Genomic DNA, 13,953 nt, shown 5'->3' with positions numbered 1-13,953 from the left:
CGCTTGATTTGCAGGAATCTTGTGAATGGTCAAAATTTCGCGCAGTCTGGCGGCGCGCTGCCGCTGGATTGCCGCCCCGGGCTGCGTCGGTGCCATAAGAGCTAGGAGCCCGAACTACCCGCGTTGAGCCGGCGCAGCGCCAGCGCGGCGTCGATGCGTTGCTGCTCCTCGGGCGAGAAAAGCTGCTGGCGCAATTGCTGCAGGCCAGGGCCCTCGCCCTGTTGCGCGCGGGCTTGGCTGTACTGGTTCAGGCGCTGGTTCCAGTGCTGCTCCTCCCGGTCCAGCTGGGCCATGGCCTGCGCGGCGGCCTGGCCGTATTGCGCGCTGCGGGCGGCGTAGCGGGTGCGTTCGTCGGCATTGCTCGCGTTGAACGCGGCCGTCTGCGCGGCGGCGGCCATGTGTTCGGTGGCGGTGCTGCGTTCGGCGCGGCGCTCGGCGGAGAGTTCGTTGTCTGCCGCCTGCAGCGCCTGGGCGCGCTGCTCGGGGCTGAGCTGGGTGTTGCGCTCAATCTCCAGGCGTGCCAGGGTGTAGCGATCCAGGTCGGCCTCGCGGGCAAACAGGGCGTCGTATTCGGCGTCGTCAAAGAACTGCAGGCGCACCTTGTGGCGCGCCTCCAGGGCGTCGCGCAAGGCGCGTGGGTCGGTCAGGTCCTGTGGCGCGCGCAGGCTGCCCAGGGCCACGCGGTAGTCCACGTAGCGCTCGGCCAGGGCCAGCGCCCGCGTGGCCAGGGCGGCGGGGAAATGCTGGTTGATCAGTGCGGCCAGGCGCTGCTTGAGCGTGGCCGGGTCGCTGGCGTCGCCCGCTTCCATCAGCAGGGCTTCCAGCGTGTCGCGCAGGCCGTGCACCAGCAGTGGGTCGGCCGGGCCGTCGGTGGTGATGGCGCGGCGGCGTGCAAAAAAGCTGTGGTCCGCGCCCTGTGCTGGCGAGGGTTGTACCTGGGCACCGGCGGAGGCGGCGGTCGCCCCTGCCGGTGATGGGTGTGTATCCCCCGCGCCGAACCCGGCAGGGCCCCCCAGCCACCACACCACGGCGACCGTGGTGAGGGCCAGGACTGCGGCGGCAACCGCCCAGGTGCGCGAGGGCTGGGCCATGGCTTACAGGCCTTGTTGCTTGAGGCGGTTGGCGTGCTGGCGGTACAGCGTCACCGGGTCGGTGGAGAACCAGTCGCGCAGGCCCAGCAGCTGGTTGACTTCGTCGAGGTGGTTCTGGCGGTAGTCGCCCAGGTGTTTGCCCAAGCGCGACGAGCAGGCCGACACCAGGCCATCGTTGGCTTCGCCAAAGGTCAGGCTCAGCGTGGCCAGTAGGGCGTCGCTGGCATCGAGCACGTTGGTCAGGGGCAGGGTGCCGGTCCAGGAGTAGTAGCGCACACCGTTCACCAGCTCGGCGCCGCTGCCGCAGCCGGAGGTGGGCACGCCTTGCGGAAAGCGGCTGTTGAACTTGGCCGAGCCGGCCGTGGTCAGCGAGTCCAGCGCCGCCGTGGGCATCTGGGGCAGGCCGGTGCCGCCGGAGGTCAGGTTGATCAGGCCCACCAGTGCCTTGGCGGCGGCGCTGGCCACGGCTTCGGACACTGAACCTGCGGGCGCTACGCCGCGCAGGATGTCTGCCACGCGCGAACCCCGGTTCACACCGCCAATCGACGTGACCGATGCCACCAGCTGCGGCGCCACGCCCGCCACATAGCGGGTGGTGGGGCCTCCGTGCGAATGGCCCACCAGGTTCACCTTGGGGGCCCCGGTCAGCGCCAGGATGGTCTTGACCTGCGCCAGCAATTGCTCGCCGCGCACCTCGGTGCTGTTGGCGGCCGAGACCTGGGCGACGTAGACCTTGGCGCCGCCCTGGCGCAGTGCGTCGGGGATGCCGTAGAAGTAGTCGATCCCAAGGGCCGAGTCAAAGCCGAACAGGCCATGCACCAGCACGATGGGGTAGCGCGTCTGGGTGTAGCCCGTCTGCGCCTGCGCGCCCACGCCCAGCAGCAGCAACCCCGCCGTTGCTGCCAGCACCAGTCGCCGCAAAAAGCGGCTGAAAAATCCGGTCATGTGTTTGTCTCCGTTGGTATGGTTTCTTATGCTTGCAAAAACGAACGACCGTTCTTTTTTGCAAGATCAATTTTTGTATTCGGCCCGTGGAGTCACTATCGGGACATACCCGTGTGTGCGGCGCACCATGCAGAAATCACGCAGTTGTTCGTAAAATCCTGCGCCATGAAAGCCTTTGACGCACTCGACAAGCTGGACTGCGCTATCCTGCGCCGCCTGCAGGACAACGGCCGCGAGACGTACGACGTCATCGGAGAGCAGGTGGGTCTGTCGCCCAGCGCGGTGCTGCGCCGCGTCAAGCGGCTGGAGGACAGCGGCGTGATCCACCGCTACGTGGCCCTGGTGCAGCCCGAGGCGGTGGGGCTGGGACTCACGGCGTACCTGAACGTACGGCTGGAAAAGCACACCGAAAGCCACAAACGCAACCCCATGGACCTGTTCCGCGCCAGCGTGCAGACTTGGCCCGAGGTGGTGGAGTGCGCATCGCTCACCGGCGAAATGGACTACCTGTTGCGCGTGGTGGTGGCCGACATGGCGCACTACAGCCGCTTCATCATGGACACCCTGCTCAAGCACCCCAGCGTGCAGGACTGCAAGACCAGCTTTGTGCTCGACCGCGTGAAGGCGACCACGGCCGTGCCGGTGTAACCCGGCGCGGGCCTTGGCCCGGGGATGCGCCCGGGCACGTCGCAGGTGTGACTCGCTGTGGCGTCTATTGGTGTGGCGGAGGTTGCTGTAGGGCGGTCCGCGCTTTACGCTCTACCCTGTGCGAAGACGGCTTGGCGCTGAGTGGAGTGCAGCCGCTCCAGCCGTCGCGTCTGCGACCCCTGCAGAGGAGATTTGGGTACAGATACTCTTAAATTGATAGCTGTTGAGGCATGATCTTCTAGCGCCTAGGGCCGATTTTTCGGTATTTTGAGTCGGATCACTATTTTGTTGCGGCGCAGCAATTTGGACTGGAAAAGATGAGGGAAAACCCTTATATTTGGCGACATGTTCGCAACCAAAGACTGGCTCAAGGCATCCTGGTACGCAGGCCGGGACATGCTGCGCCCGGTAACCGGCGGCTCTTCTGCCTCTGACATTCACATCCACCAGCAGGAGACGCCCGTGATGGTTCCTATCCGCTACCTGCGCTTTGGCTATGCCGCCAACGACGAGCAGATCCGCCGCTACGCCGAGCAGCTCAACTTCGAGCGCGACGAAATTTTTGGCATTTACAACCGCCGCCTGGAGCTCATCGCCATGGCGCACCTGGCGTTCTCGGAAAACCCCGAACACAAGCCCTGTGCTGAGTTTGGCGTGTCCGTGCTCAAGCAGGCGCGGGGCCGTGGTTTTGGCGCGCGCCTGTTCGAGCGCGCCGTGATGCATGCGCGCAATGAGGGTGTGAACATGGTGTTCATCCATGCGCTGTCCGAAAACACCGCCATGCTCAAGATCGCGCGCAACGCCGGTGCCACGGTGCGCCGCGATGGGTCCGAGTCCGAGGCGTACCTGCAAATCCCGCCCGCCAGCCTCGACACGCGCATGACCGAAATGGTCGAGCAGCAGTTCGCCGAGGTGGACTACCAGCTCAAGAAGCAAGCCAAGCAGTTCTGGGATTTCCTGGCCAGCGTGCAGGAAGTGCGCAGCGGCGTGCAGCACGCGCGCCACCAGTCGGCCGAGTGAGCGACCCGGGCCGCGCCGGGCCGTGAGACCGGCCGGTGTGGTCCTGTCACGGCAATCCGCTATCCTAGGGGTCTGATTCACTACCGCACGTCCTGCACTCCAGACAGTGTCTGACCCGCACCCCGCGCACCCTGGGCGACTGCCCGAGAGGGAAGACAAGCGCAGCTTCCTGCAGAAAGTGGCCGAGTTCATCCACCCTGGACCGGATTCGACGGAAGAACTCATCGAAACCCTGGCCGAGGCCGAGGACAACGAGGTCATCGGCGCCGAATCGCGCGTGATGCTGGAGCGCGTGATCCGCATGGCCGACATGACGGCGGGTGATGTGATGGTGGCCGCTCCGCGCATGGATCTTGTCAACATCGATGCGCCTTTCGAAGAGCTGTTGCACCTGGTGATCAGCACTGCGCATTCACGGTTTCCGGTGTACCAGGGCGAGCGCGAGAACATCATCGGCATCCTGATGGCCAAGGACCTGCTCAAGCTGCAGCGGGCCCCTGAGCTCAACATCCGCGCGCTGCTGCGCCCCGCAGCCTTTGTCCCCGAAAGCAAGGGCTTGAACGACCTGCTGCGCGAGTTCCGAGGCAACCGCAACCACCTGGCCATCGTGATCGACGAGTTTGGCCGCATGGCCGGGCTCATCACCATCGAAGATGTGCTGGAGCAGATCGTGGGGGAGATTGAAGACGAGTTCGACATCCCCGAAGACCAGGGCGACATCTTTGGCCTGGCCGACCGCACCTATCGGGTGAGCGGTGACACGCCGATTGAACGCGTGGCTGAAGCCTTCGAGGTGGCCATCGCCGGCAGCGACCCGGACAAGCATTTCGACACCATCGGCGGCCTGATCGCCCACGAGATGGGCCATGTGCCCAAGCGCGGCGAGCACCTTCAGCTCAGCGGCCTGCACTTTGTGGTGCTGCACACCAAGGGTGGTGCGGTGCGCTGGTTCAAGGTGTCCCGGGTCGAAGCCACCGACGCCGCCGACTGATGTCGCGGCACTCTCGGACGGCGAGCGGGCCGCTGCTGCCGCAACTGCTGCTGGCGCTGGTCGCGGGTCTGGCCCAGGCCGCCTCACTGGCTTGGCCGGGTAACGGTCAACCCCTGTGGTGGCTGCAACTGGTGTCGATGGCTGTGGTGGCCTGGCTGGTGCGACCTGCCGCAAACGCAGGCTCAGGGCTCCGCACGGTGCGCTGGCAGCGGGGCGCAATCTTCGGCGGGGTTTTTGGCACCGCCTGGCTGGCGGGTACCTTCTGGTGGCTGTTCATCTCCATGCATTCGTATGGCGGCCTGCCCGCGCCGCTGGCGGTGGCTGCGGTGCTAGGCCTGGCAGCGTTTCTGGCCAGCTACTACGCAGCCGCTTCGGCGCTCTTTTGCCGCTATGCGCCGGTCCATCGTGGCGGAGGCGCTCTCTTTTTCGGAGCGCTCTGGTTGCTGGCCGAGCTGGCGCGGGGCATCTGGTGGACGGGGTTCCCGTGGGGCGCTGGCGGCTATGCGCATGTGGACGGTCCGCTGGCCGTGTTGGCCCGCCACATGGGGGTGTATGGCATCAGTGCCGTGGCCGCTGCGTTAGCAATGGGCCTGGTGCAAGTGCGCGCGGCCGACCTGCGCAGTGTGCCCTGGTGGGCGCTGCTGCTGGCCATGGGGGGGCTGCTGGCCTGGGCCACGGTAGACCGGCATTGCGCCGTGGACCTGTGCCACACCCCGGCGCATCGCCGTCCTGCGCCCCTGAGCCTGGAGCTGCTCCAGGGCAATATCCCCCAGGACGAAAAATTCCAGCCCGGGAGCGGCGTGCCCGTGGCCCTGCAGTGGTATGCCGAGGCCTTGCGCAACGCCCAGGCCGACCTGGTGGTAGCGCCCGAGACAGCTATTCCGTTGCTGCCGCAGCAGCTCATTCCCGGGTATCTGGAGGGCATCCAGCAACGCTACGCACAAGGCAGCCAGGCCGCGATGGTGGGCATTCCGCTGGGGGATGAGGCCCAGGGCTATACCAACTCCGTACTGGGCATGAGTGCTGCCACGCAGGCCGAGCCGTACCGCTACGACAAGCACCACTTGGTGCCGTTTGGCGAGTTCATCCCGCCGTTCTTCAAGTGGTTCACGGAGATGATGAACATCCCGCTGGGTGACTTCAACCGGGGCACGGTGGGCCAGGCCTCCTTTGCTGTGGCGGGGCAGCGCATTGCCCCAAACATCTGCTACGAAGACCTGTTTGGCGAGGAGCTGGGTGCACGGTTCATCGACCCGGCCCAGGCGCCCACGGTGTTCGTCAACTTCAGCAACATTGGCTGGTTTGGCGACACCCTGGCGATTGACCAGCATCTGCACATCAGCCGCATGCGCGCCCTGGAGTTCGAGCGCCCCATGGTGCGCGCCACCAACACGGGCGCTACGGTCATCATCGACCACCGGGGCGTGGTCACGCACCAGCTGGCCCGCTACACGCGTGGCGTGCTCAAAGGCGAAGTGCACGGCCGGGGGCTGGACGCACAGAGCGGCTGGTCCATCACACCTTACGCATGGTGGGTGTCCCGCTGGGGGCTGTGGCCGCTGTGGGGCCTGGGGGCTCTGGCGCTGCTGGTTGCCATGGTCGCCGCCAGGGGCCGAAGGGCGCTTGGCGATTGATCCAGGTCAGGCATTGCGCCTGCTTGCGCAGGGGCCCGCGCAGGCCGGTGTTTAGAGGCGGCTCCCTATGCCTTGATAATAGAGCCCCGCAACCGGGGGCTGGTGTTGCGTAAAACGATGATTTGAGGCGGGCCACCCGCCGTTCTGGAGCACGACTGAACATGGCAGATTCCTTTTCCTACGAACAACTGATCGCCTCGGGCGAAGGCCGGCTGTTCGGCGCTGACAGCGGGCGACTGCCGCTGCCACCCATGCTGATGTTTGACCGCATCACGCACATCGACGGCGATGGTGGCGCGCACGGGCTGGGAAAGATCCGTGCCGAACTCGACGTCAAACCCGACCTGTGGTTCTTTGCCTGCCACTTCCAGGGCGATCCGGTCATGCCCGGCTGCCTGGGGCTCGACGCCATGTGGCAGCTCATCGGTTTTTACCTGACCTGGCTGCAACTGCCGGGCCGGGGCCGCGCGCTGGGTGCGGGCGAGGTCAAGTTCACCGGCGAGGTCGGCCCTGACGTGAAACTGGTCACCTACGAAATCGATATCAAGCGCGTCATCAAGCGTAAGCTGGTCATGGCCATCGGCGATGCCCGCCTGCTGGCAGACGGCAAGGAAATCTATGTGGCCAACGACCTTCGCGTGGGTCTGTTCAAGCGCGAGGAAGACGGCAAGGACGCAGCATGACCACCAAGAAGCGCGTAGTCATCACTGGCGCGGGCATCGTCTCGTGCATTGGTAACGACCTGGCCACCGTGGAGGCATCGCTGCGTGCAGGCACCAGCGGCATCAAGGCCGTGGAAAAGTTCAAGGAACTGGGCCTGCGCAGCCAGGTGGGCGGCGCTCCCGAGATCGACATCGAAGCGCGCATCGACCGCAAGCAGCTGCGCTTCATGGGCGACGCGGCGGCCTATGCACAGATCGCTCTAGAAGATGCGATCCAGCAGGCGGGCCTGACGCCAGAGCAGGTCAGCCACCCACGCACCGGTCTCATCATGGGCTCGGGCGGCGGCTCGCCTGCCAACCAGATTGAAGCGGCCGACACGCTGCGCGATAAGGGCATTCGCCGCGTGGGGCCCTACCAGGTCACGCGCTGCATGAGCTCCACGGTGTCTGCCTGCCTGGCCACCAACTTCAAGGTCAAGGGCATCAACTATTCCATCACCTCGGCTTGCTCCACCTCGGCGCACTGCATTGGCGCGGCAGCCCAGCAGATCGCCTGGGGCATGCAGGACGTGATGTTTGCTGGCGGTGGTGAAGAGTTGAGCTGGGGCATGTCGCTGCTGTTTGACGGCATGGGTGCCATGTCCAGCAAGTACAACGAAACGCCCGAGAAAGCCTCGCGCGCCTATGACGCGAACCGCGACGGTTTCGTGATTGCCGGCGGTGGCGGTGCCGTGGTGCTCGAAAGCCTGGACCATGCACTGGCCCGTGGCGCCAACATCCTCGCCGAAGTGGTGGGCTTTGGTGCCACCAGCGACGGTGAAGACATGGTGGCCCCGTCGGGCGACGGTGCCATTGCCTGCATGCAGCAAGCCATGGAAGGTCTGGACGCCCCCATCGACTACATCAACACCCACGGCACATCCACGCCCGTGGGCGACATGCAGGAAGTGCGCGCCATGCGCGCCCTGTTTGGCGACAAGGTGCCTCCGTTCTCGTCCACCAAGTCGCTCACCGGCCACTCGCTGGGTGCGACGGGTGTGCAAGAAGCCATCTACTGCATGATCATGCTGAACAAGGGTTTCATCGCTGGCTCGGCCAATGTCGAGACACCCGACCCGGCCCTGGGTGACATGCCCGTGGTCACCCAGACGCGCGATGCCCAGCTGACCACCGTGTTGTCCAACAGCTTCGGCTTTGGCGGCACCAACGCCAGCCTGGTGCTGCGACGCTGGAACGACTGACCGCCTCGCTCCCTCGCGGAGCGATGGTTTGGCTTGCGCCACGGCCTGCCTGTCTTCGGACGGTCAGGCCGTTTTTCATGGCGTGAACGACCACGCTCAGCGCCTGGTGGCCTTGGGGTTGGGCTGCAGGGCCTCGTGCAGCAAGGCGGGCAACATGCCCAGCATGCGCGTGGCCTGCAGGCCTGGCGGAAAGGCGCGCGCGTGGTAGCTGTACAGCGACATGGGTGCCAGCTCATGCAGCTCCTGCGCCACCATCTGCGCGGGGTCCAGCCCCTTGGCGGTGAGGAAGTCCACCACCGTCCAGCCCATGCCCCGGCGCACCAGCTCTAGCGCCAGGCGCGATGTCTGCACCTGGATGCCGGGCCCGGCGGGTGAGCCAAGGCGGTGCGCGATGTCGTCAATCGCCTGGCGCATGGGGTCATCCCCCACCAGGCGGATCACGGGCACCTGTGCCAGCCGTGCGCCGGGGCTGGCCGCGCGGGGCGCCCGCGCCCACACGCTGGTTGCCACCGCCAGATACAGGCGGCCACTCACCAGCAGGTCGCTCGCGATTTGTGGATGGGGGTGTTTGTAGAAGCCCAGGCAAAAGTCCACGCTGCGTGTGAGCAGGGCCTGGGTCATCTGGTCCTGGTGGATGGTGCGCACCTCCACGCCCACCTGCGGATGCTGCTCCGCATGGTGCTGCAGCAGGCGCGGCAGAAACTCGTGGGTGATGGAAGGGATGGCGCCCAGCCGCACATCGCCCGAATCACTCGTCGCCAGGTTGCGCGCAGTGCGTTTGAGGGCATCCAGCTGCCGGTAGATGCCGGTGGACTCGGTGGCCAGCACCTGGGCCTCGGGGGTCGGGGTCAGGCCTGCCGGCGAGCGGTTGAACAGCCGGTAGCCCAGCTGCAGCTCGGTGTGTGCCACGGCCTTGCTGACGGCCGAAGGGGTGATGCACAGCAGGCGTGCGGCAGCACTCATGTTGCCGGTTTGCAGCACGGCCTGAAAAACTTCCAGCTGTCGCAAGTTCATGGCGGATTCGTTTCGTGGCGTGGGCCGATGGGCCCTTGATGGTCGTCAAACGGCCATTCAGGGGTGTGAACCCAGTTCATAAGGGTGGGTCAATTATTCCGCATGACTGTGTTCTGGTTTCTCATAGGATGCGGCACCGCTTCACAGGCGGTTTTGAACAAAGCGGCGCAACACGCGCCGCGACCCAAAAAAATCTGGAGACCTCTTCATGCGCATTGCTTCCTCCACCACCGCCAGCCGCTGGCTCGCGGGTTTGCTGTTGTCCGCTGCCTCTGCCGTCGCCATGGCCCAGGCGGCCAAGCCCAATGTGGTGGTGCTGGCCACGGGCGGCACCATTGCCGGTGCGGGCGCTTCGGCCGCCAACAGCGCCACCTATGCCGCCGCCAAGGTGCCGGTGGACAAGCTGCTGGCAGGCCTGCCCGAGCTGGCCAACGTGGCCAAGGTGTCGGGTGAACAGGTGTTCCAGATCGCCTCCGAGAGCTTCACCAACGAGCACCTGCTGCGCCTGGGCCAGCGCGTGTCGGCCCTGGCCAAGCAGGCCGATGTGGACGGCATCGTCATCACCCACGGCACCGACACGCTGGAAGAAACCGCGTACTTCCTGAACCTCACCGTGCGCACCAACAAGCCCATCGTGGTGGTCGGCTCCATGCGCCCTGGCACGGCCCTGTCGGCCGATGGCGCGCTGAACCTGTACGACGCCGTGACCGTGGCCGCCAGCAAGGATGCTGCCGGCAAGGGTGTGCTCGTCACGATGAACGACGAGATCCAGAGCGGTCGCGACGTGAGCAAGACCATCAACATCAAGACCGAGGCTTTCAAGAGCCAGTGGGGCCCGCTGGGCATGGTGGTGGAAGGCAAGAACTACTGGTTCCGCGCCCCGGTCAAGCGCCACACCACCAACTCCGAGTTCAACATCGACGACATCAAAGCCCTGCCTGCCGTGGACATCGTGTACGGCTACGGCAACATGAACACCACCGGCATCGACGCCTACGGCAAGGCCGGCGTCAAGGCGCTGATCCACGCCGGCACCGGCAATGGCTCTGTGGCCGCCCAGGCGGTCGATTCGCTCAAGGCCCTGCGCGCCTCGGGCGTGCAGATCATTCGCTCGGCCCGCGTGCCCGATGGTTTTGTGCTGCGCAATGCCGAGCAGCCTGACGACAAGTACGACTGGGTCGTGGCTCATGACCTGCGCCCCCAAAAGGCCCGCATCCTGGCCATGGTCGCTTTGACCAAGACCAACGACAGCAAGGAACTGCAACGCATTTTCTGGGAGTATTGATCCCGGTTCTGAGGTTTGAACGCCATGCTTTGACGCGATGCATGCGTTGACGGCCACACCCGTGTGGCCACCGGTACGCACCGGCTTATAGCTCGCGTGACTGGTTGGGAAGGCTGGGGCTCCAAAAGGGCTCCGGCCTTTTTTCATGGGCGCGGGCCGATGTTGTGGGCGCTGCCGCAGCACACGCGGCGGGGCGCCGTAAAATCACCGGTTTGCGCGCGTGATGCCCGCCCTGATTGCCTTGTGGGGCGACGGGCCTGGGGTTTGCTCACGCACCGCGTTTTCTTCCTTTCCCCTTACTTGCCCGGCGCTGGCTTGCCAGTGCCTCAGCCACAGACGCCATGTTGACATTCCAGCAAATCATTTTGAAGCTGCAGTCCTATTGGGACGCGCAGGGTTGCGCCCTTTTGCAACCCTATGACATGGAAGTGGGCGCCGGCACCTCGCACACCGCCACCTTCCTGCGCGCCATCGGCCCCGAGCCCTGGAAGGCCGCCTACGTGCAGCCCAGCCGCCGCCCCAAGGACGGCCGCTACGGCGAGAACCCCAACCGCCTGCAGCACTATTACCAGTACCAGGTGGTGCTCAAGCCCGCACCGGCCAACATCCTGGAGCTGTACCTGGGCAGTCTCGAAGCCCTGGGCTTCGACGTCAAGAAGAACGACATCCGCTTTGTGGAAGACGACTGGGAAAACCCCACGCTTGGCGCCTGGGGCCTGGGCTGGGAGGTGTGGCTCAACGGCATGGAAGTCACGCAGTTCACCTACTTCCAGCAAGTCGGCGGCATCGACTGCAAGCCCGCCACCGGCGAGATCACCTACGGCCTGGAGCGCCTGGCCATGTACCTGCAGGGCGTGGACAACGTCTACAACCTCAAGTGGACCGACACGCTGAGCTACGGCGACGTGTACAAGCAAAACGAGGTGGAGCAGTCCACCTACAACTTCGAGCACAGTGACGCGGATTTCTTGTTCACTGCCTTCAACGCGCACGAAAAGCAGGCCAAGTACTTGATGGAGCAGCAGCTGGCGCTGCCCGCCTATGAGCAAGTGCTCAAGGCCGCACACAGCTTCAACCTGCTGGATGCCCGTGGCGCCATCAGCGTGACCGAGCGCGCGGCCTACATCGGCCGCATCCGCAACCTGGCCCGCAGCGTGGCGCAGAGCTACTACGAAAGCCGTGAGCGCCTGGGCTTCCCCATGGCGCCGCGCGAGTGGGTGGAACAGATGGTCAAAAAGGCCGCGTGAACGAGCGAAAGAACAAGAACATGACGACCCAAAACCTCCTCGTTGAACTGTTTGTCGAAGAACTGCCCCCCAAGGCGCTGCAAAAACTGGGCGATGCCTTTGCCACCGTGCTGGGCGACCAGCTCAAGGCCCAGGGCCTAGCGACGGCTGCTTCGGTGGTCACGCCCTTTGCCTCGCCCCGCCGCCTGGCCGCCCATGTGACCGCCGTGGCCGACAAGGCCGCCGACAAGGCCGTGCAGCAAAAGCTGATGCCCGTGACCGTGGGCTTGGACAAAGATGGCAACGCCACGCCCGCACTGCTGAAAAAGCTGCAGGCGCTGGGCGCCGATGTGTCCAACCCCGCAGCCGCCGTGGCTGCTCTCAAGCGTGCCCAGGACGGCAAGGCCGAAGCCCTGTTCTACGACAGCGTGGTGCCCGGCGCCACGTTGGCGGCGGGCCTGCAGAAGGCGCTGGATGAAGCCATCGCCAAGCTGCCCATCCCCAAGGTTATGAGCTACCAGCTCGAAACCGACTGCGAGCTGCCCGGCTGGACCAGCGTGAACTTTGTGCGCCCCGCGCACGGCCTGGTGGCGCTGCATGGCAGCACGGTGGTGCCCGTGAAGGCGCTCGGCCTGACGGCCGGCAACAGCACCACCGGCCACCGTTTTGAAGCCGCCGTGTCGCCCGTGGTGCTGAAGGACGCCGACAGCTACGCCGCCACGCTGCAAAAAGACGGCGCCGTGATCGCCAGCTTTGCCGAGCGCAAGGCCGAGATCGCCCGCCAGCTGGCCGCTGCCGCTGCCAAGGTCGGCAACGGCGCCCGTCCCATCGAAGACGAAGCCCTGCTGGACGAAGTGACCGCGCTGGTGGAACGCCCGAACGTCGTCATTTGCCAGTTTGAAGAGCAGTTCCTGGGCGTGCCGCAAGAGTGCCTCATCCTCACGATGAAGGCCAACCAGAAGTACTTCCCGCTGCTGGACGCCGCAGGCAAGCTGACCAACAAGTTCCTGGTGGTGAGCAACATCAGCCCCGAGGACACCAGCTTTGTGACCGGCGGCAACGAGCGCGTGGTGCGCCCGCGTCTGGCCGACGCCAAGTTCTTCTTTGACCAGGACCGCAAGAAGACGCTGGCCTCGCGCGTCGAGGGCCTGGGCAAGGTCGTGTACCACAACAAGCTAGGCACGCAGGGCGAGCGCGTGGAGCGCGTCCGTGCCATCGCCAAGGCCATCGCACAGCAACTGGGCGATGCTGCCTTGGTGGCCGATGCCGACCAAGCCGCTTTGCTGGCCAAGACCGACCTCGTGACCGACATGGTGGGCGAGTTCCCCGAGCTGCAGGGCATCATGGGCGGCTACTACGCGCTCAACGACGGCCTGGGCGAGACCGTGGCGCACGCGATTGAAGACCACTACAAGCCGCGCTTTGCGGGCGACGCGCTGCCCCGCAACACGGCAGGTGTGGTGGTGGCCCTGGCCGACAAGCTCGAAACCCTGGTCGGCATGTTCGGCATCGGCAACCTGCCCACCGGCGACCGTGACCCCTTCGCGCTGCGCCGCCACGCGCTGGGCGTGATCCGCATGCTGGTCGAAAAAGACCTGCCGCTCGATTTGAACGCGCTGCTGGCTGGTGCCGTGCCCGCTTTTGGCGACAAGATCAGCGACGCCTCGGCGCAGCTCGCCGACTTCATCTACGACCGCCTCGCCGGCAGCCTGCGCGAGCAAGGCTACAGCGCGCAAGAAGTGGACGCCGTGCTGGCCCTGCGCCCGCAGCGTCTGGCCCTGGTCGAGAAGCAGTTGGCCGCAGTGCGCGCCTTCGCCGCCTTGCCCGAAAGCCCAGCCCTGGCTGCCGCCAACAAGCGTGTGGGCAACATCCTGAAAAAGGCCGAGGTCGAAGGCCCGGTGGATGCCCACGTCAACCCCCAGCTGCTGCAAGAGAAGGCCGAGCAGGATCTGTTTGCCGCGCTGCAGCGCTTTGTGCCCGAGGCCAACGCCCAGTTCGAGGCCGGTGACTACACCGCCAGCCTGCAGACCCTGGCCGTGCTGCGCGCGCCCGTGGACGCTTTCTTTGACGATGTGATGGTGAACGCCGAGCAACTGGACCTACGCCTGAACCGCCAGGGCCTGCTCAAGACGCTGCACGAAGCCATGAACCGCGTGGCCGATCTGTCCCGTCTGGCGGTCTGACCCCGGGTGCTGG

General features: G+C 65.5%; 12 protein-coding genes. 9 read left to right on the top strand and 3 right to left on the bottom strand.

Translation table 11 applies throughout. From position 1 onward, the window contains the following. Positions 1-101 precede the first annotated feature (101 nt). Together ACT531_RS01000 and ACT531_RS00995 are read right to left on the bottom strand one after the other, a co-directional pair. Positions 102-1,091, bottom strand: coding sequence for a lipase secretion chaperone (locus tag ACT531_RS01000; RefSeq protein ID WP_476016178.1), 990 nt, complete (start codon positions 1,089-1,091; stop codon positions 102-104). A 3-nt stretch (positions 1,092-1,094) separates the two neighbouring features. Next, the gene (locus ACT531_RS00995) at positions 1,095-2,036 is read right to left on the bottom strand and encodes an esterase/lipase family protein (protein WP_099731316.1); all 942 of its coding nucleotides are present in this window, start codon (positions 2,034-2,036) and stop codon (positions 1,095-1,097) included. Between the two features lie 165 nt (positions 2,037-2,201). Between ACT531_RS00995 and ACT531_RS00990 the strand changes: the two genes are divergently transcribed. The 6 genes from ACT531_RS00990 (at position 2,202) to fabB (ending at position 8,232) form a co-directional block, all read left to right on the top strand. Further along, positions 2,202-2,684: an Lrp/AsnC family transcriptional regulator gene (locus ACT531_RS00990; protein ID WP_476016177.1), complete on the top strand. Its 483-nt coding sequence runs from the start codon at positions 2,202-2,204 to the stop codon at positions 2,682-2,684. Between the two features lie 345 nt (positions 2,685-3,029). Then, positions 3,030-3,704 (top strand): N-acetyltransferase family protein, encoded by a 675-nt coding sequence (locus ACT531_RS00985; RefSeq protein ID WP_476016176.1) that lies wholly within the window; start codon positions 3,030-3,032, stop codon positions 3,702-3,704. 106 nt (positions 3,705-3,810) lie between these two features. Next, positions 3,811-4,695, top strand: a complete 885-nt coding sequence (locus ACT531_RS00980; protein WP_209816283.1) for an HlyC/CorC family transporter — start codon at positions 3,811-3,813, stop codon at positions 4,693-4,695. Beyond that, positions 4,695-6,329 carry an apolipoprotein N-acyltransferase gene (gene lnt, locus ACT531_RS00975; protein ID WP_476016175.1) on the top strand — a complete coding sequence of 545 codons (1,635 nt, stop codon included), beginning with the start codon at positions 4,695-4,697 and terminating at the stop codon, positions 6,327-6,329. The genes ACT531_RS00980 and lnt overlap by 1 nt, the downstream gene beginning before the upstream one ends. Positions 6,330-6,490: 161 nt before the next feature. Next, complete coding sequence (gene fabA / locus ACT531_RS00970; protein WP_440595718.1) at positions 6,491-7,012, top strand: 3-hydroxyacyl-[acyl-carrier-protein] dehydratase FabA; 522 nt, start codon at positions 6,491-6,493, stop codon at positions 7,010-7,012. Continuing rightward, positions 7,009-8,232, top strand: a complete 1,224-nt coding sequence (fabB, locus tag ACT531_RS00965; RefSeq protein WP_476016174.1) for a beta-ketoacyl-ACP synthase I — start codon at positions 7,009-7,011, stop codon at positions 8,230-8,232. The genes fabA and fabB overlap by 4 nt, the downstream gene beginning before the upstream one ends. A gap of 96 nt (positions 8,233-8,328) precedes the next feature. On the opposite strand, the gene ACT531_RS00960 is transcribed toward fabB, so the two are convergent. Further along, positions 8,329-9,246, bottom strand: a complete 918-nt coding sequence (locus tag ACT531_RS00960; protein WP_209816280.1) for a LysR family transcriptional regulator — start codon at positions 9,244-9,246, stop codon at positions 8,329-8,331. A gap of 208 nt (positions 9,247-9,454) precedes the next feature. On the opposite strand from ACT531_RS00960, the gene ACT531_RS00955 reads away from it, so the two are divergent. The 3 genes from ACT531_RS00955 to glyS all read left to right on the top strand — a co-directional run bounded on the left by ACT531_RS00955 (position 9,455) and on the right by glyS (position 13,940). Beyond that, positions 9,455-10,531, top strand: coding sequence for a type II asparaginase (locus ACT531_RS00955; RefSeq protein WP_343733840.1), 1,077 nt, complete (start codon positions 9,455-9,457; stop codon positions 10,529-10,531). Positions 10,532-10,872: 341 nt separating this feature from the next. Beyond that, positions 10,873-11,778 (top strand): glycine--tRNA ligase subunit alpha, encoded by a 906-nt coding sequence (gene glyQ, locus ACT531_RS00950; RefSeq protein WP_476016173.1) that lies wholly within the window; start codon positions 10,873-10,875, stop codon positions 11,776-11,778. 20 nt (positions 11,779-11,798) lie between these two features. Then, the gene (glyS, locus tag ACT531_RS00945; protein WP_476016172.1) at positions 11,799-13,940 is read left to right on the top strand and encodes a glycine--tRNA ligase subunit beta; all 2,142 of its coding nucleotides are present in this window, start codon (positions 11,799-11,801) and stop codon (positions 13,938-13,940) included. The last annotated feature ends 13 nt before the right edge of the window (positions 13,941-13,953 follow it).

Source organism: Acidovorax sp. DMC1 (assembly GCF_056314325.1).
Note: the sequence above shows the minus strand (reverse complement) of the source record. Positions and strands in the feature narration are given on the sequence as shown.